This is a genomic window from Comamonas sp. FUJ_7 (assembly GCF_057369555.1).
The window spans coordinates 1-17,472 of sequence record NZ_JBXXZI010000013.1 but is presented as its reverse complement, the minus strand read 5'-3'; the positions used below and the strand labels follow the sequence as shown (position 1 = coordinate 17,472).

12 protein-coding genes and 1 pseudogene are annotated in these 17,472 nt (G+C 61.5%); 7 read left to right on the top strand and 6 right to left on the bottom strand.

What is annotated here, in order from left to right; genetic code table 11:
• Positions 1-154: 154 nt before the first annotated feature.
• Complete coding sequence (locus AC2I9W_RS16105; RefSeq protein ID WP_486410935.1) at positions 155-2,248, bottom strand: acetoacetate--CoA ligase; 2,094 nt, start codon at positions 2,246-2,248, stop codon at positions 155-157.
• Between the two features lie 261 nt (positions 2,249-2,509).
• Between AC2I9W_RS16105 and AC2I9W_RS16100 the strand changes: the two genes are divergently transcribed.
• From AC2I9W_RS16100 to AC2I9W_RS16085, 4 genes are all read left to right on the top strand, one after another.
• Positions 2,510-4,417: a B12-binding domain-containing radical SAM protein gene (locus AC2I9W_RS16100; RefSeq protein ID WP_486410934.1), complete on the top strand. Its 1,908-nt coding sequence runs from the start codon at positions 2,510-2,512 to the stop codon at positions 4,415-4,417.
• A gap of 235 nt (positions 4,418-4,652) precedes the next feature.
• Entirely contained in the window at positions 4,653-5,975 is a 1,323-nt protein-coding gene (locus AC2I9W_RS16095) for a solute carrier family 23 protein (RefSeq protein WP_486410933.1), read from the top strand.
• 237 nt (positions 5,976-6,212) lie between these two features.
• Positions 6,213-7,727 carry a succinyl-CoA:acetate CoA-transferase ScpC gene (gene scpC / locus AC2I9W_RS16090; RefSeq protein ID WP_486410932.1) on the top strand — a complete coding sequence of 505 codons (1,515 nt, stop codon included), beginning with the start codon at positions 6,213-6,215 and terminating at the stop codon, positions 7,725-7,727.
• Between the two features lie 107 nt (positions 7,728-7,834).
• Positions 7,835-8,308, top strand: a complete 474-nt coding sequence (locus AC2I9W_RS16085; protein WP_486410931.1) for a PaaI family thioesterase — start codon at positions 7,835-7,837, stop codon at positions 8,306-8,308.
• A gap of 279 nt (positions 8,309-8,587) precedes the next feature.
• Here the strand turns inward: AC2I9W_RS16085 and AC2I9W_RS16080 are convergent, their stop codons facing one another.
• The 4 genes from AC2I9W_RS16080 to AC2I9W_RS16065 form a co-directional block, all read right to left on the bottom strand.
• A complete protein-coding gene (locus AC2I9W_RS16080; protein ID WP_486410930.1) occupies positions 8,588-10,264 on the bottom strand; it encodes an acyl-CoA dehydrogenase family protein in 1,677 nt (558 codons plus the stop codon).
• A gap of 95 nt (positions 10,265-10,359) precedes the next feature.
• Positions 10,360-11,193 (bottom strand): M48 family metallopeptidase, encoded by an 834-nt coding sequence (locus AC2I9W_RS16075; protein ID WP_486410929.1) that lies wholly within the window; start codon positions 11,191-11,193, stop codon positions 10,360-10,362.
• Between the two features lie 37 nt (positions 11,194-11,230).
• Entirely contained in the window at positions 11,231-12,145 is a 915-nt protein-coding gene (locus AC2I9W_RS16070) for a DMT family transporter (RefSeq protein ID WP_486410928.1), read from the bottom strand.
• Between the two features lie 34 nt (positions 12,146-12,179).
• Positions 12,180-12,908: a helix-turn-helix domain-containing protein gene (locus AC2I9W_RS16065; protein WP_486410927.1), complete on the bottom strand. Its 729-nt coding sequence runs from the start codon at positions 12,906-12,908 to the stop codon at positions 12,180-12,182.
• Between the two features lie 100 nt (positions 12,909-13,008).
• Here AC2I9W_RS16065 and AC2I9W_RS16060 point away from each other — a divergent pair, with 100 nt between their 5' ends.
• The 3 genes from AC2I9W_RS16060 to AC2I9W_RS16050 all read left to right on the top strand — a co-directional run bounded on the left by AC2I9W_RS16060 (position 13,009) and on the right by AC2I9W_RS16050 (position 16,454).
• Positions 13,009-14,361, top strand: a complete 1,353-nt coding sequence (locus AC2I9W_RS16060; RefSeq protein ID WP_486410926.1) for an AmpG family muropeptide MFS transporter — start codon at positions 13,009-13,011, stop codon at positions 14,359-14,361.
• Positions 14,362-14,502: 141 nt separating this feature from the next.
• Complete coding sequence (locus AC2I9W_RS16055) at positions 14,503-15,234, top strand: response regulator (RefSeq protein ID WP_486410925.1); 732 nt, start codon at positions 14,503-14,505, stop codon at positions 15,232-15,234.
• Complete coding sequence (locus AC2I9W_RS16050; protein WP_486410924.1) at positions 15,234-16,454, top strand: HAMP domain-containing sensor histidine kinase; 1,221 nt, start codon at positions 15,234-15,236, stop codon at positions 16,452-16,454. Before AC2I9W_RS16055 ends, AC2I9W_RS16050 begins: the two co-directional genes overlap by 1 nt.
• Positions 16,455-16,514: 60 nt before the next feature.
• On the opposite strand, the pseudogene AC2I9W_RS16045 reads toward AC2I9W_RS16050, so the two are convergent.
• A pseudogene (locus AC2I9W_RS16045) lies at positions 16,515-17,312 on the bottom strand (UDP binding domain-containing protein).
• Positions 17,313-17,472 lie beyond the last annotated feature (160 nt).

Here is a 17,472-nt window from a genome sequence, read left to right as displayed (position 1 = left end):
GGCAAACATTTTGCAACATGAGTGAAGCCTTGGGTTCGTGCTCTGGTCTTTAGAACGTTTCTACACGCACTCCAAGGCGGCGCCAAAGAGAGCGTGAGCACGCCTTTAGGGGCAGCCAATATCTCCGTGTCTGCACCTTGTTTTAAAGGGGGCTTCAGGTGGATGCCGTAGTGCGCGTCAGATGTTGTCGCGCAAAGCTTTCATACCAGTCCAGACAGCCGGGGTTGGCCATGGCGTCCTTGTTGACCACCTTGGCCAGCGGCTGACCCAGCAACAGCTTTTTGATGGGCAGCTCCTGCTTCTTGCCGCTGAGCGTGCGCGGTATCTCGGCCACGGCAAAGATGTCGTCGGGCACAAAGCGCGGGGACAGCGCATTGCGAATGGCGGTGTTGATGCGCGCGCGCAAGGCATCGTCCAGTTCCAGGCCGGGACGCAGGGCGACAAACAGTGGCATATAGCTGTCTTGGCCCAGGTATTCCAGGTCCACCACCATGCTGTCCAGCACCTCGGGCAGGGCCTCGACGGCGCTGTAGATCTCGCTGGTGCCCATGCGCAGACCATGGCGGTTGATGGTGGCGTCGCTGCGGCCGTAGATGATGCAGCCGCCTTCGCTCAGCAATTTGATCCAGTCACCGTGGCGCCATACCGGCCCCATCTCTTGCGGGCCGTCACCGCCGCCGGGTTGGCGCCCATGGCCGGCTGGATACATATCGAAGTAACTGGACAGATAACGCCCGCCATCTGTGTCGCTCCACAGGAACAGCGGCATGGACGGAATGGGCTGGGTGCAGACCAGCTCGCCGACCTCGTCCATCACGGGCTGGCCCTGCTCGTTCCAGGCCTCGACGGCCGCGCCCAGCTGGCGGCATTGCATGACGCCGGGAACCAGTGGCAGATCGCGGTTGCCGCCGATAAAGGCACCTGCGAAGTCGGTGCCGCCGGATAAGTTATTCCACCAAATATTGGCGCGGCCCAGTTTCTCGAATTGGTCTGTACCCCATTGCTGAACTTCAGCAGACAGCGGCGAGCCCGTGCTGCCCAGTCCGCGTATGCGCGAAAGATCGCCGCAGGTGGACAGGTCCAAGCCCGCCTTCATGCAGTTGGCGTAGAAGGCCGCGCCAGAGCCAAAGCTGGTGATGCCGGTCTCGGCTGCAAAGCGCCACAGCGTGCCCCAGTCGGGCTTGTCCTTGCTGCCGCCGGGGCTGCCGTCAAAGATGACGCAGGTGGTTCCGCCCAGCAGTCCGCTGACTTGCGCATTCCACATCACCCAGCCCGTGGAGCTGTACCAGTGATAGCGCTCGCCCCAGCTGTTGGACTCGTAGCTGCAGCCGATGTCGTTGTGCAGTGCTTTGAGCTGCAGGGCCACTAGCACCATCCCGCCATGCCCGTGGACTATGGGTTTAGGCAGACCTGTGGTGCCGCTGGAGTAGACGATCCACAGCGGGTGGTCAAAGGGCAGCCATTCGGGTTCAAAAGCTGCGGTTTCAGCATCATTTCTGGCTGTAACGCTTGTGTAGTCTGCGGTATCAGCTATCTTTGCATGAGCATTCAGGTTCGGCACCAGCACCACATGCTGCACGCTGGGCAGGCCTTGGCGCAGCTCCTGCACCACCTCGCGGCGGTCTATGTCCTTGCCTGCGTAATGCACGCCGTCCACGGCAATCAGCGCCTTGGGCGCTATCTGCTTGAAACGGTCGAGCACGGCATTTGTGCCCATGTCGGGCGCGCAGATGCTCCAGATGGCGCCCAGGCTGGCGCAGGCCAGAAAGGCGACGATGGCCTCGGGAATATTGGGCAGATAGGCGGCTACGCGGTCGCCCTTGGCAACGCCCTGCGCGCGCAGGTGCAGGGCCAGCGCGGCAACCTGACGCTGCAGCTCGGGCCAGCTCAGCTCGCGCTGCAGGCCTTGCTCGTTGCGGCTGATGACGGCGGGCATTCCTGCTGCCTGGGCAGGTTGCACATGACGCAGTACCTGCTGCACATAGTTCACCTGCGCGCCTGGAAACCACTGCGCGCCGGGCATCACGTTTTTGGCCAACACGGCACTGTGCGGCGTGGGCGACTGCAGATCGAAGTAATCCCAGATGCTTTGCCAGAAGGCGTCCAGCTCCGTGGTGGACCAGCGCCAGAGCGCGTCGTAGCTGTCGAACGACAGGCCGCGCGTGCTGCGCAGCCATTCCTGATAAAGCCTGATCTGCGGCACAAATTCGGCCGTACGTGGTGCGGTGGTGGTGTGTGCGGAAGACATGAGGCCAGCCTAGCGCTGCAGTCCGTGCAAGTCATTGGTGGTGGCCCCTGCAGATGTCACCTGTGCAGCAGCGAGGGTGACTGTATGGGCGCACACCAGCACAGCTCAGCGGTCAAACCGACACGACTTACGCAAATCAGGTTCGAGCAGGAACTGCGCTGTAGGGACGCAGCCTTGCGTGCATCTATGTTTGCGTAAGTCCTCATCGATAATCAAGGCCTGTCTACACCGTCAACGGCGCATGCCGGCGACCCGCACCCCATGTCTGCTTTGCCCACCCGCGTGCTGGCCGTCATCCCGCCGATGACGCAGCTCAACACCCCTTATCCTTCCACCGCCTATCTGACCGGCTTTCTGCGCTCGCGCGGCATTGATGCCGTGCAGGAGGATCTGGCGCTGGCGCTGGTGCTGCAATTGCTGTCGCCCGATGGTCTGCGTGCCGTGGCCGAGTGCATCAAAAATCTGCCAGTCCAAAAGCTCACGCCTGCGGTGCAGTCCTTTGTGGAACAACAGGAACGCTATCTGGCCACGATTGCGCCCACGATTGCGTTTTTGCAGGGGCGAGACTCCACGCTGGCCCACCGCATCGTGGGGCGCCACTTTCTGCCCGAAGGCCCGCGCTTTGCCACGCTGGACGTGTACGAGGACGAAGAGGGCGGCGATCCGCTGGGCTGGGCATTTGGCGCTTTAGGCCTGCAGGACAAGGCCAAGCATCTGGCCACGCTGTACCTCAACGATCTGGCTGATGTGCTGCGCGATGCGGTGGACGAGCGCTTCGAGTTCGTGCGCTATGCCGAGTCGCTGGCGGGCAGCCAGCCCACGTTTGACCCGCTGGCCAAGGCGCTGGCGGCTCCCGCCAATTTGGTCGATGAAGTGCTGGAGCGTTTGACGCTGGAAGCCGTGGAGCGCCACCAGCCCACGGTGGTGCTGCTGTCTGTGCCCTTTCCCGGTGCGATGTATGCGGCGCTGCGCATCGCGCAGACCATCAAAAAACACCACCCGCAGATCGCTACCGTGCTGGGCGGCGGCTTTGTGAACACCGAGCTGCGCGAGTTGGGCGAGCCGCGTGTCTTTGACTACTTTGACTTTGTGACGCTGGATGCGGGCGAACGCCCCTTGCTGGCGCTACTGGAACACCTGCGCGGCGAGCGTGGTCAGTCGCGCCTGGTGCGCACTTTTGTGCGCAACGATGCGGGCGCCGTGCAGTACGTCAACATGATGGAGGCCGACATTGCGTTTGCCGAGGTGGGCACCCCCACCTGGGATGGCCTGCCGCTGGACAAATATCTGTCGCTGCTGGACATGCTCAACCCCATGCACCGTCTGTGGAGCGACGGGCGCTGGAACAAGCTCACCGTGGCCCATGGCTGCTACTGGAAGAAGTGCAGCTTCTGCGATGTCAGCCTGGACTATATCGGTCGCTACGAGGGCGCCAGCGCCGCCGTGCTGGCCGACCGCATCGAGGCCATCGTGGCCGAAACCGGCCAGACCGGTTTTCACTTTGTCGATGAGGCCGCGCCGCCCAAGGCGCTCAAGGCGCTGTCGCAGGAGCTGATTGCGCGCAACACCGGCATCAGCTGGTGGGGCAATGTGCGCTTTGAAAAAACCTTCACGCCCGAGCTGGCCGAGCTGATGGCCGACAGCGGCTGCATCGCCATCTCTGGCGGCCTGGAAGTGGCGTCCGACCGGCTGCTGGCGCTGATGAAAAAAGGCGTGACCGTGGACCAGGTGGCGCGCGTGACCAAGGCATTCTCGGATGCCGGCATTCTGGTGCACGCCTATCTGATGTACGGCTTTCCCACGCAGACCGTGCAGGACACGGTGGACGCGCTCGAGTATGTGCGCCAGCTGTTCCTCAACGGCTGTATTCAAAGCGGCTTCTTTCACCGCTTCAGCTGCACCGTGCACTCGCCCGTGGGCCTCAACCCCGAGGAGTACGGTATCGAGCTGCCGCCGCTGCCCGAGGGCAACTTTGCCAAGAACGACCGCCCCTTCATCGACCCTACGGGCGTTGACCACGACGCACTGGGCGCGGCGCTCAAGAAGGCTATCTACAACTTCATGCACGGCATCGGCCTGGAAGAAGATGTGCGCATGTGGTTCCCGTTCAAGGTGCCAAAACCCACGGTCAAGCGCGACCGCATTGCGCGGGCCTTGCAGCAGAGATAAGTATTTTTGATAGCTGCTTGCGCAGGTCAATCATGGGTTTTAAAGGTATTTATTCCTGATGTTGATGACTGGCTGGCGCTAGCAGCTATTGAATTGATAGTTTTTCCTCTCAAGCCCCGGTTTTGCAGCGTGCACAAGAGACCACTGCGCGCTCCATGCCAGTGCTTGCATCGCCCCATCGGACAAGGCTGGCTTGCCATAATCTGCCCCGTTTAATAACTCCAGGAGTGACGGGATGGGAATGTTTCAATGGACGCAGCGGTCGTCCGATGTCTTGCAGGGCGGCGGCGTCATCGGCCCCGATGAGCGGCTGCCCTGGGCGCAAACCGGCTTGATGGGCATTCAGCACGTGATCGCCATGTTTGGCTCCACCGTGCTGGCTCCCATCCTTATGGGGTTCGATCCCAACCTCGCGGTGCTGATGAGCGGCATTGGCACGCTGATCTTCTTTCTCATCACCGGTGGCAAGGTGCCCAGCTATCTGGGCTCGTCCTTTGCCTTTATCGGCGTGGTGAACATCGCCACCGGCTATGTGGCCAGCCAGGGCCCGAGCAATGCCAATATCGGCGTGGCGCTGGGCGGCATCATCGCCTGTGGCCTGGTCTACATGCTGGTTGGTGTGCTGGTGCAGCTCATCGGCACGCGCTGGATTGAGCGCTTCATGCCGCCCGTGGTGACCGGGGCCGTGGTGGCCATCATCGGTCTGAACCTGGCACACATCCCCATCAAGAACATGGCGGCCAACAACTTCGAAGCCTGGATGCAGGCGCTGACCTTTGTGTCGGTCGCGCTGGTGGCGGTCTTCACGCGCGGCATGCTGCAGCGTCTGCTGATTCTGATTGGCCTGATCGTGGCCAGCCTGCTCTACGCGCTGTTCACCAACGGCCTGGGCTGGGGCAAGCCCGTGGACCTGAGCGGCGTGGCCAATGCCGCCTGGTTTGGCATTCCATCGTTTCACGCACCCGTTTTCACCACGAACGCCATGCTGCTGATCGTGCCCGTGGTCATCATTCTGGTGGCCGAGAACCTGGGCCATATCAAGGCAGTGACGGCCATGACCGGCAAGAACCTGGACCAGTACATGGGCCGTGCCTTTATCGGCGACGGCGTGGCCACCATGGTCAGCGGCGCAGCCGGTGGCACGGGCGTGACCACCTATGCCGAAAACATTGGCGTGATGGCGGCGACGCGCATCTACTCCACCGCCGTGTTCTTTGTGGCGGCCTTGCTGGCCGTGCTGCTGGGCTTTTCGCCCAAGTTCGGCGCGCTGATTCAGGCCATTCCGCTGCCCGTGATGGGCGGTGTCTCCATCGTCGTGTTCGGCCTGATCGCCATTGCTGGTGCCAAGATCTGGGTGGACAACAAGGTCGATTTTTCCGACATCAAAAACCTGATCGTGGCGGCGATTACGCTGATTCTGGGCACGGGCGAGTTCACGCTGAAGTTCGGCGAATTTGCGCTGGGCGGCATTGGCTGCGCGACCTTTGGCGCCATCATTCTGTATGCTTTGCTCAACTTGGGAGAGCGTCAATCTGAAACTAAGGTACAGGCCAAGTGAGCACCAACATGTAACCCGGGGAATATTCCCCTGACAGCTGCGCGGGGCCTTTACGGGTAAACCCGGGATAAATGTTCCGCGCTGGTAACATTTCTCGTTGGAGATACGCCGCCCTGACCAGGGCGGTTTTTTTTAGAGGTGCCAGCCATGCGCTGAGCATGAGCCGCAAAAACGCCATCGTGCTCGCGCTGGTCAGGCTCGCGCGTCCGGTCGGGGCCTCTGAGTTTGGAGCATGCAATGTCCATCGCAGATCGCGTACGTTACCCACAATTCCTCTCGCGCGTCATGACGGCCGAAGAGGCCGCTGCCCTGATCCCTCACGGTGTCAATGTCGGCATGAGCGGCTTTACCGGAGCCGGTTACCCCAAGGCCCTGCCCCAGGCGATTGCTGCCCGCGCCAAGGCTGAACATGCCCAAGGCAAGCCCTACAAGATCAATGTCTGGACCGGTGCGTCCACGGCCTCTGAGTGCGATGGCGTGATGGCCGAAGCCGGAGCCTTGGGCCAGCGTCTGCCCTTCAACACCGATCCCACCGCACGCAAGGCGATCAACGCTGGCGAGATCGACTTCATCGACATGCACCTGTCCCACGTGGCGCAGCATGCATGGTTCGGCTTCCTGGGCCACATGAACATCGCCGTGGTGGAAGTGCTGGGCGTGACCGCCGATGGCCTGCTGATTCCCTCGACCGCTGTCGGTAACAACAAGACCTGGCTGGAGATCGCCGACAAGGTGATTCTGGAAGTCAACACCAAGCCGCCTGCCAAGATGGAAGGCATGCACGACATCTACTACGGCACGGCCATTCCGCCACGCCGCATGCCCATCAGCATGACGCACGCGGACGACCGTATTGGTGAGCCCTATCTGAAGGTTGACCCCGCCAAGGTGATTGCCGTGGTCGAGACTCACAAGGGCGACCGCGACAACGTGTTTGCCGTGCCGGACGAGAACAGCAACAAGATTGCCAGCTACATCATCGACTTCCTCTCCCACGAGATGAAGATGGGCCGCCTGCCCAAGGAAATGCTGCCCATCCAGTCGGGCGTCGGCAATGTGGCCAACGCCGTGCTGGCAGGCCTGCTGCACGGCCCGTTCGAGAACCTGCTGGGCTTCACCGAAGTGCTGCAAGACGGCATGCTGGAGCTGATCCGCGCGGGCAAGATGAGCAAGGCATCGGCGACGTCCATCTCGCTGGGCAAGGAAGCCTGCAAGGACTTCGAGGACAACATCGACTTCTACCGCGAGCGCATCATCCTGCGCCCGCAGGAAATCTCGAACCACCCCGAGCTGGTGCGTCGCCTGGGCATCATCGCCATGAACTCGATGATCGAAGCCGACATCTACGGCAACATCAACTCCACCCACGTCATGGGCACTGGCATGATGAACGGCATCGGCGGCTCGGGCGACTTTGCGCGCAATGGCTACCTGTCCTTCTTCGTCACACCTTCGGTGGCCAAGGACGGCAAGATCAGCTGCATCGTGCCCATGTGCTCGCACGTAGACCACACCGAGCACGACACCCAGATCATCGTCACCGAGCAAGGTCTGGCGGACCTGCGCGGCCTGTCGCCCAAGCAGCGTGCACAAGTCATCATCGACCAATGCGCTCACCCTGACTACCGCGACCAGCTGCAAGACTACTTCGACCGTGCCCGTGCCAAGGGCGCGCAGCATACGCCCCACATCCTGACCGAGGCGCTGAGCTGGCACCAGCGTTTCATGGACAAGGGCGATATGAGAGCCTGATCGCGCTGCCTAGTCCGCTTGGTGCTAGCGTTGTGGCACCAAGCTTGTAGCATCCAAGGACGCTCTGGAAAGAGCGTCCTTTTTTTCATGCTCAAACAAGGACTGGTATGGCGATCTGGACTCGTGAGATTGATCTGAAAGCGTTGAACGCAGGCAGTGCCAATACGGCAATTAGCCACCTGGGCATTGAGTTCACCGAGTACGGGGACGACTATGTGTGTGCCCGTATCCATGTCGATGAACGCACCTGCCAGCCCTACGGCATCCTGCACGGCGGCGTGAGTGTGGTGCTGGCCGAGACGCTGGGCTCCATGGCCGCAGCCTGCAGCATTCCAGAGGGCTACCGCTGTGTGGGCCTGAGCGTCACGGCCAACCATGTGCGCGCAGGCCGCAAAGGCAGCTGGATCACCGCTACGGCACGACCCACGCATCTGGGGCGCACCACCCATGTCTGGGCGATTGAGTTGCGCGATGAAGAGGGCAAGCTCACCTGCAGCAGCAGCCTGACCATGGCCATCCTTCCGCCCGAGGCGGCCAAGGGGGCCAGGCTGGATCAGGATTCATTGGGCGGCGTTCACTAAGAGCAACGATGTATCAAGGGTGGTGTTCGCCGCTCTAAGCCTGGGCGGTGCACTCTGAACTCTGGCACTGGGGGAGCGTGGCTTTGTGAAGCTGCGGACCTGTTCTGGGCTGGCGCAGCAGCCATGGCAGATCCATAAAATATGAGCTGACAGCGCTATGTCTGATTGGGTTTCAGATAAAAAACCACCTGAAATCCAATACTGATTGGCGCTAGGCGCTCCTTTTTTGATTGTGTATGGTCCTTGCCCGAGGGGCTGAGCCTGCTCTCAGCGCTTTATTCAAGACGGCAGGCAGCGCTCCAAAATGGCTGCCATGTCCAGCATTGCCGGGTCAAATGCCCCGACCACCAGGGCGCCTTGCTGCTCTGCCAGCCGGGTGTGGATAAAGCCCTCGGCCATATAGCCGGGAGCGTGTTTGCGCAACAGGCAGGCCTGCGCGAGCAGGCTCAAATCCTGCACCAGTCTGCGAGCCTGCGGCTCCAGAGATTCGGGTGCGGCAGACAGGCGCTGAGCCAGTGATTGCGCAAGTGCCATCAAGCGGGGCTCGCCCGCCGCCATGTCGATCAGATCCTGCAGCAGCAGGTGGGCGGCTTCAGGCTCTCGCGCCATGGCGCGCAGCACATCCAGGCACATCACATTGCCCGAGCCTTCCCAGATGGAGTTGACCGGTGCTTCGCGGAACAGGCGCGAGACGATGCTGTCCTGCACATAGCCGTTGCCGCCAAACACCTCCATGGCTTCGCCCGTGAGCTCCACCGAGCGCTTGCAGACCCAGAATTTGGCGGCCGGGGTCATGATGCGCTTCCAGGCGCGGGCCAGCAGATCGCCTTCGGCCTCGTGCTCATAGGCCTGCGCCAGATGCATGGCCAGCTGCATGGCGGCCTCGCTTTCGAGTGCCAGATCCGCAAGCACGGTGCGCATCAGAGGCTGGTCTGCGAGCCGCTTGCCAAAAGCCGAGCGCTGGCGCGCATAGGCCAGTGACTGCACGGTGGCACTGCGCAAAATGGCGGCGCTGCCCAGCACACAGTTCAGTCGCGTGTAGCTGGCCATTTCAATGATGGTGGGAATGCCTCGGCCTTCCTCGCCTATGAGAATGCCCCAGGCATCCTGCAGCTCGACCTCGGAGCTAGAGTTGCTGCGGTTGCCGACCTTGTCCTTGAGGCGCTGCACACGCACCGGGTTCTTGCTTCCATCCGGTCGCCAGCGCGGTACAAAAAAACAGGCATGGCCACCAAGCTCGCCACTGGGCGTGGCCATGCTGGCCACCACCAGATGGGCGTCGCACATGGGGGCCGAGAAGAACCACTTGTGGCCGCGCAGCAGATACTCGCCACCGCGTCCGCCTTCATGCACGGGACGCGCCACCGTGGTGTTGGCGCGCACGTCCGAGCCGCCCTGCTTTTCCGTCATGCCCATGCCAATCCAGATGGATGTTTTCTGGCCCATGGGCAGGTCACGCGGGTCGTATTCATGGCTGAACAGCTGCGCCTGCAACTGGCTCCAGAGCGCTGGCTCTTTTTGCAGCACAGGGATGGCTGCTGTGGTCATAGTGGCCGGGCACAACGTGCCCTGTTCCACCTGACCATGCAGGTAAAAGCCTGCCGCCCAGGCACTCCAGCGACCGGTGGCGGCATTTTCAAAAGGCAGAGAGATCAGCCCCTGCCGGCGATACAGATCCATCAGCTCATGCCAGCTGGGGTGAAACTCCACCGCATCCAGAACGCGTCCGCGCGCATCAAAACGCTGCAGCTCTGGCGAGTGGCGATTGCACAGTTCTGCCTGCTTCCAGTGGTGCTTTTGCCCGAGCTCTTGCGCAAAGCGGCTCAGGGCCGGCACAAAGCCTTGGGCTTGCTGGCGTTGCAGCACTTCCTGCAAGGCAGGGTCGCTTTGCAGCAGATGGAAGTCGGTCAGCTCGTCGAACTGATTGAAGACGTCATGGGTGTCCAGAGCCTGCATGCGATCACTCCTGTGGCGGTGCGTGGGTCACAGGCCAATATAGGAGGCTGCTGGGATGTCGCAAAGCGGGTTTTCAGCCGCTTTGAGGTGAGGGCTCAGCGCCTGCGGGCCTGCTCGTACAAGCCCATGACGCGTGGCACATTGCCTTCGAGTTGGCGAATGCGGTCAGGGCCGGTAGGGTGGGTGGACAGAAAGCCGATGCCGCCTTCGCCCGTGGCTTCCCCCATCTTGCGCCACAGACTCACTGCGGCATTTGGGTTGTAGCCAGCACGGGCGGCCAGCTCCAGACCCACCAAATCGGCGTCGCTCTCGTCGTTGCGGCTGAACTTGAGGCTGAGCAACTGCCCGCCCAGGCGGGCCGCTGCGTTACCAATATCGCCCAAGCCTAGTAGCTGGGCGCCCAGCGAGATGCCAATGCTGGTGGCCTGGTTCTTGGCCAGCTGCTCGCGCGAATGCTCGCGCAGGGCATGGGCCATTTCGTGGCCCATGATCATGGCGATCTCATCGTCGGTGAGCTTGAGCTGGTCAATGATGCCGGTATAGAAGGCAATCTTGCCGCCGGGCATGCAAAACGCGTTGATCTGCTTGCTGCCGATGAGGTTGACCTCCCAGCGCCACTGGTTGGCCCGTGGGTTCCATTGCGCAGCGTAGGGAATCAGGCGTTGGGCAATGCTCCGCAGGCGCTGCAGCTGTGGGTGGCTGGCATCGGCCAGCGCCCCCTGGGCCTTGGCCTTTTGCAGCAGCTCCTGGTACTGCTGGGTGGCAGAGCCCTCCAGCGTTTCGGCAGGAACCAGCTGGCGCATGACCGATGCCCTGCCTACATCGACCTGGGCTTGTGCCGGTGTGTGCAGCAGCGGTGCGCAGGCAAAGGCCAGCAGCAGGCTATGGCGGACGGTAGACATGTGCATGAAGGAGGTGAGGGCTTGCATGATGGCCAAGTCTATGCGAGCTGCTGGCGGTTTCGGGTCAGACGGTTTCTGCAGATTTCCTCTCGGCCTGCACGACCAGCCACAGACCTCCGATCACGCCCAGCAGGCCTATGACGGACCACCATGCAGGCCGCTCGCCCACCACCAGCAAAGACAGGGCAAAAGCAGTAATCGGCTCGGCCTTGCTCAGAGCGACGCCGGTGGCGGCAGACATGCCGCGCAAGCCCACGGAAAACAGCAGATAGGCCAGGCCCGTGGCCACCATGCCCAGATAAGCCACTACGGCCCAGCCGCTGGCCGTCATGTGCAGTGGCCCGCCCAGCCAGGCGGCAAAAGGCAGTGACATGCAAGCCGCGCAGCCAAACACCCAGGCGTTGACGGTGGCCACGGGCGCTTTCAGCACCAAAGCCTGGTTGACCAGTGCATAGGCGGCGTAAGACAGGCCTGCCAGCAGACACAGGGCCATGCCCGCCCAGGGCAGCTGCTGTCGGTCGGTGGCGGCCAGCGCCATGACAATCCCGCCGCCAACGCCTATGCAAGTGCCCAGCCACCATTGCGGGCCAGGCATGCGCTTTTGCACTGCGGCCTGCATCAGCCCGGCCCAGATGGGGCCGCTGCCAATGGCCAGGGCCGTGCCCAGGGCCACGCCGCTGGCCTTGATCCCGGCAAAGAAGCTGAGGTTGTAAAGAGCCATGCAGAGGCCGCAGAACAGAATGCGCAGCCAGCGCAGGGGTGGTCTGGCATGGGCTTTGTCGACTACCGCTGCCAGGGCAACAAAGAACAGCGCGGCCATGACCATGCGCAGGCCGCCCACCCAGTAGGGCGAGAGCTGAGTCGGAGCGAAGTGCTGAGCCGTGCCCGTGGTACCCCAGAGCATGGCGGCGGCTAATACCAGACCGAAAGGGCCTAGGGCCGCAGGCTTGGAGGAGGACAGTACAGAGGAGGAAGGCATGAGACTGCCATCATGCAGGTGACGGCCCGGCTGACTATCGAGAAACGCTTGAAGTGCAGGTGCTGATGGAAGAGTGCTCACGCAGCTGGCGCGATGTCAGCCCACGTTCGCGTCGCAGCGCATAGGCCAGAGCGCTGGCCGATGCATAGCCGCAGCGCAAAGCCGTAGCCTCCAGTGCGCTGCCTTGCCTGATCTGCAACACAGCGGCATCCAGGCGCAGGTCGCGCAGCCAGTCTTGCGGGGTGCGCCGTGCCAGCTCGACAAAGCGGGCATGAAACTGCGCCACGCTCAAATGCACCAGCCCTGCCAGACGGGCTGTCGGCCAGCTCTCGTGCAAGGCCGCTTGCACTTGCTGCTGTAGCCACTGCAGGTCCAGGCCGCGACGCTGCAGCAGCGTGGGGGCTTCCAGAATCAGAGCCATTTGCGCAGCTGCGGACAGCCTGCTTTGCGGAAAGTGCAGGGCAGGAGGCACTGCAAAGCGGCGTGGCTTGTCCAGACCATGGCTCATGGGGGCATCAATGACTAGGACCCTAGTGACAGGGGAGGCCAGGTAGCCGTGGTCTGTGCCTGCGGGTATGACCATGCCGCAGGCGCCGTCCACAAAGCTGGCCCTGCCGCCGACTTCCAGCTCCATGCGGCCTTGCAGCGCAAACAGAACCTGTGCATGCGCATGGGCGTGGGCCTGGTGCTCGCCGTTGTAACTGCGCACCGATGCCTGTGCATGCTCAAGCACGGCAGGCGAGGGGGCGATATAGCGGCTCATGAATCAAAGAGGCAGACAACAAGAGAAGGGCGGCTCGATGGTAGCGCCCGTGTGTTGTAGTGAGCAACCGATAATGCCTGCTGCCTTAGAGAGCCAGACCATGACAGAGCCGTCAACCAAAAGCAGCACCTCCTCCGATGTATCCACCCAGCCGCAACGCAGCTGGGGACAGGCCTTCAAGGTCTATGCCCAGCCCACCAGTTTGCGCATGCTGGCGCTGGGTTTTTCGGCCGGCTTGCCGCCGCTTCTGGTGCTTGGAACCCTGAGCTTTTGGCTGCGCGAGGCCGACATCGACAGAACCACCATCGGTTTTCTGAGCTGGGTGGGCCTGGCTTACGCCTTCAAGTGGGTCTGGTCACCATTGGTGGACAGATTGCCACTGCCCATTCTCCATGGCTTGCTGGGGCGCCGACGCAGCTGGCTGTTGTTTGCGCAGCTGGTGATTGTGGGGGGCTTGCTGGGCATGTCGTTCACGGACCCGCAGAAGTCTTTGCAGGCCCTAGTCATGTTTGCCGTGGTGGTGGCTTTTGGTTCAGCAACCCAGGACATTGCCCTCGATGCCTATCGCATCGAATCGGCCAAGCTGGATGAGCAGGCAGCGTTGGCTGCCTCGTATCAAAGCGGTTATCGGTTGGCCATGATCTGGGCAGGTGCTGGCGTGCTCTGGGTGGCATCCAAAGTTCAAGGCGGTGGTGCTGGTTATATGCTGCAGGCTTGGCATGTGGCCTATAGCGTGATGGCTGCCAGCATGCTGGTGGGGATGTGCACGGTGTTGTTCTCGCCCGAACCTCAGGCCAAGCCCATGGATCCAGCCCGTAATGCGCTGGAGTGGATCAAGGGAGCGCTGATCGCGCCTTTTGCAGACTTCATCAAGCGCTACCGCTGGCAGGCGTTGCTCCTGCTGGCGCTGATCGGTCTGTACCGGGTCAGCGACGTGGTGATGGGCATCATGGCTAATCCGTTCTATGTGGACATGGGCTACACCAAGGAGGAGGTTGCTGCGGTATCCAAAGTCTTTGGCGTCATCATGACGCTGGTGGGCGCATTCCTGGGCGGCACCATGGCGGCCCGCTGGGGCGTGATGCGCATCCTGATGCTGGGCGCGATTCTCTCGGCTTGCACCAACATGCTGTTTGCCTGGCTGTCCATGCGCGGCCATGACCTGACGGCACTGATCTGGGTCATCAGCGCAGACAACCTGGCTGGCGGCATTGCGTCTGCAGCCTTCATCGCGTATCTCTCCGGGCTGACCAATGTCCAGTATTCGGCCACGCAATACGCGCTGTTCAGCTCCATGATGAATCTTGCTCCCAAGTGGCTGGCGGGCTATTCGGGCATGTTTGTGGATGCCTATGGTTACGAGGCTTTCTTCCACACCACGGCCTTGATGGGTTTCCCGGTTTTGCTGCTGATCTTTCTGGCATCCAGAGTGAAAATGGGCTCAAGCGCATGATGCATAAGCGCTGCTAGCTATTATTTTTGCGAATCTGGTGTTTACCCAACTTTACGCGCCAGACAAGCTCGGATCATGGACGTGCTGCAGCATGGCGTCTTGAAGCAATATCGAGGCGCGAGCATGACTACACTGCCCCCTATGAGCACGCACCAACTTTTGATGATTGAGGACGACGTCCGACTGGCCCAAATGGTGAGCGACTATCTGGGCAATAACAGCCTGGAAGTGACCCATATGGCCGATGGGAAAACCGGTCTGGAGCAACTGCAGTCCAGTGCGGGTGGGGCTCTGGAGCTGCCCGATCTGGTGATTCTGGATCTGATGCTGCCGGACATGGATGGGCTTGAGGTCTGCCGCCGCATACGCTCCATGCCAGGCGCTGCGGCACAGGTGCCGGTATTGATGCTGACCGCCAAGGGTGATCCCATGGACCGCATCATTGGATTGGAACTGGGCGCTGACGACTACCTTCCAAAGCCTTTTGAACCACGTGAATTGCTGGCTCGAATTCGCGCCATCTTGCGCCGCAAGGGGGGTGAGAGCCAGGCTGCACCTGCAAACGCTGTTCTGCGCTTTGGCAGCCTGGAAATCGATCGCGATGCACGCACGGTCTCTGTGGCTGATAAGCAGGCCGACCTCACCTCTTACCAGTTTGACCTGCTGGTGGCGATGGCCGAGAGGGCCGGGCGGGTTCTGACGCGTGACCAGATCATGGAGGCGGTGCGTGGGCGCGAGCTGGAGGCCTTTGACCGTTCCATTGATGTACACATGGGGCGGATTCGTGCCGCCATTGAGGTGGACCCCAAGACCCCCAAGCGCATTCTCACGGTGCGTGGTGTGGGTTATGTCTTTGCCAAACAGCAAGACTGATGAAGCTACTGCATATCTTTTCCCAGCGCCTTTATCTGCGCATCTGGCTGGCCGTGGTCGTTGGCATGGCCGTGCTCACGCTGTGCGTAGCCTGGGCCTGGAAAATCGCCGAAGAGCAGCGCACGCAAAACAGCGCGACTCCGCCAGCTCGCGAGATGGTCTTGCGCGGCCCCGATGGCAAGGTGCTGATCGAGGGCCGAGGAAATCGCGTGTCAGGCTCCCCTGTGGATGGGGTGCACTTCGAGATTGAAACCAAGGATGGACAGAGCTACGGGTTGTGGATGGCACCTCGTGAATGGCGCGAGGGAAGGCCGCCTCCGCGGGATGGGGCTGTCGCATTCTGGCTGCGACCGCCGTTTGGCTTTTTGTGGATGCTGGGTCTGGTGGGCATTGCGGTTGCGGTGGGGGTTTTTCCCATTATTCGTCGCTTGCTCAAGCGATTGGAGAACCTGCAGCGCGGTGTGAAGCGCTTTGGTGAGGGCGATTTGTCGGTTCGGGTGCCCGAGCATGGTCACGATGAAGTGGCGGATCTGGCACATCAGTTCAATGCCGCTGCAGCGCGCATCGAGACGCTGATGACGTCGCACAAATCACTGCTGGCCAATGCATCTCATGAGCTACGTTCTCCGCTGACGCGCATTCGCATGGGGCTGGAGTTCATGGGCGATGACCCTGCCAGTGCGCGTGCCAAGGCCGAGATTCAGCGCAATATTTCGGAGCTGGATCAGCTGGTCGACGAGATCTTGCTGGCCAGCCGCTTGGACTCCAGCAAAGTGGATGTGGGGACTGTGGAGTCGGTGGACCTGGTTGGTCTTGCAGCTGAGGAATGCGCGCGCATCGACGCTGATCTGGACATGCAGACGGATGGATCGCTTGAAGTGCAAGGAATCGCCAAACTGCTGCGCCGTGCAGTGCGCAATCTGCTGGAGAATGCACGCCGCTACAGCGAAGGCGAGATTACGCTCTCGCTGAGTCAGGAAAACCATATGGCCGTGATTCGTGTTGAGGATCATGGACCCGGTGTGCCGCAAGCCCAGCGCGAGCGCATCTTTGAAAAGTTCTATCGTCTGCCGGGAGCCAGTGAGCGATCCGGTGGTGTGGGGCTGGGCCTGTCACTGGTGCGCTCGATTGCCGAGCGACATGGAGGAACGGTGCGCTGCGAAGGCCGGCAAGATGGGCGAAGAGGTGCGAGCTTTGTGATTGAGCTGCCTCTGGCCTGAATTTCATGCCTATAAAAAGCCCCGCAGGTTCTGGCCTAGGGGGCTTTTTTATGGACTGTTTCAGCGTGGCTGCTGCACAGGGCGGCCAATCGAGACATAGCCCAGTCCATGGCTGGCGGGCAGGGACGGCTCATAGAGATTGCGGCCGTCAAAAATCATTTTGTCGGTCAGCGTGCTGGCTAGTAGGTCAAAGTCCGGCGCGCGGAAGATCTGCTACTCGGTCACGATGGCAAGGCAGTCCGCGCCCTGTATGGCGGCCAGGGAGCTATTACCAGCTGCAGGTCGGTGCGGTCGCCATAAATGCGATGTGCTTCTTTCATGGCTACGGGGTCGTAGGCCTGGACCTTGGCACCGGCTGTCCAGAGCGACTCCAGCAGATTGCGGCTGGGTGCTTCGCGCATGTCATCGGTGTTGGGCTTGAAGGCCAGACCCCAGACGGCCTCGATCTTACCCTGCAACTGCCCGTTGTAGAAGGCGCTGATGCGCTCGAACAGCACATTGCGCTGCGCGGCATTGCGGTCTTCCACGGCGTTGAGCAGTAGAGGCTCGAACTCGACTTCCTTGGCGGTGTGGATCAGCGCTGCCGTCTTCATCAGGCGGTGTGCCAACGGCCAGAAAGATCAGCTCGCTTTGCACCACGCCTTCTGCGGCATTGGTGGTGAACTGCAGGCGACCCAATTGCTCGTTGTTGATGACCTGAGCGTCCAGACCGGGCTCATGGATAGGAATCTGCCCGGCCTTGAGGGCCACGACCTTGTTCTCGTCCACATCCACGCAAAGTACCTGGTGACCGACATCGACAAGCACAGCACCTTGCACGAGGCCGACATAGCCGGCTCCAAAAACAGTGACTTTTATACGCGATAAAAAGAGCGGTACCAGTCCACAAAGCGCTGAACGCCGGCAGTGACAGGCATGGAGGGAGAAAAGCCGACCCAGGCCTGCAGTGCGTGGGTGTCGGCGGAAGTGCTGTGCATGTTGCCCGGCTGTATGGGCAGTGTATTGACCCAGCGGTTTT

What these genes read in the sequence shown, in the direction of transcription:
- AC2I9W_RS16105 (WP_486410935.1), bottom strand. Translation starts at nt 2,248, where the DNA reads ATGTCTTCCGCACACACCACCACCGCACCACGTACGGCCGAATTTGTG.
- AC2I9W_RS16100 (WP_486410934.1), top strand. Translation starts at nt 2,510, where the DNA reads ATGTCTGCTTTGCCCACCCGCGTGCTGGCCGTCATCCCGCCGATGACG.
- AC2I9W_RS16095 (WP_486410933.1), top strand. Translation starts at nt 4,653, where the DNA reads ATGGGAATGTTTCAATGGACGCAGCGGTCGTCCGATGTCTTGCAGGGC.
- scpC (WP_486410932.1), top strand. Translation starts at nt 6,213, where the DNA reads ATGTCCATCGCAGATCGCGTACGTTACCCACAATTCCTCTCGCGCGTC.
- AC2I9W_RS16085 (WP_486410931.1), top strand. Translation starts at nt 7,835, where the DNA reads ATGGCGATCTGGACTCGTGAGATTGATCTGAAAGCGTTGAACGCAGGC.
- AC2I9W_RS16080 (WP_486410930.1), bottom strand. Translation starts at nt 10,264, where the DNA reads ATGCAGGCTCTGGACACCCATGACGTCTTCAATCAGTTCGACGAGCTG.
- AC2I9W_RS16075 (WP_486410929.1), bottom strand. Translation starts at nt 11,193, where the DNA reads ATGCAAGCCCTCACCTCCTTCATGCACATGTCTACCGTCCGCCATAGC.
- AC2I9W_RS16070 (WP_486410928.1), bottom strand. Translation starts at nt 12,145, where the DNA reads ATGCCTTCCTCCTCTGTACTGTCCTCCTCCAAGCCTGCGGCCCTAGGC.
- AC2I9W_RS16065 (WP_486410927.1), bottom strand. Translation starts at nt 12,908, where the DNA reads ATGAGCCGCTATATCGCCCCCTCGCCTGCCGTGCTTGAGCATGCACAG.
- AC2I9W_RS16060 (WP_486410926.1), top strand. Translation starts at nt 13,009, where the DNA reads ATGACAGAGCCGTCAACCAAAAGCAGCACCTCCTCCGATGTATCCACC.
- AC2I9W_RS16055 (WP_486410925.1), top strand. Translation starts at nt 14,503, where the DNA reads ATGAGCACGCACCAACTTTTGATGATTGAGGACGACGTCCGACTGGCC.
- AC2I9W_RS16050 (WP_486410924.1), top strand. Translation starts at nt 15,234, where the DNA reads ATGAAGCTACTGCATATCTTTTCCCAGCGCCTTTATCTGCGCATCTGG.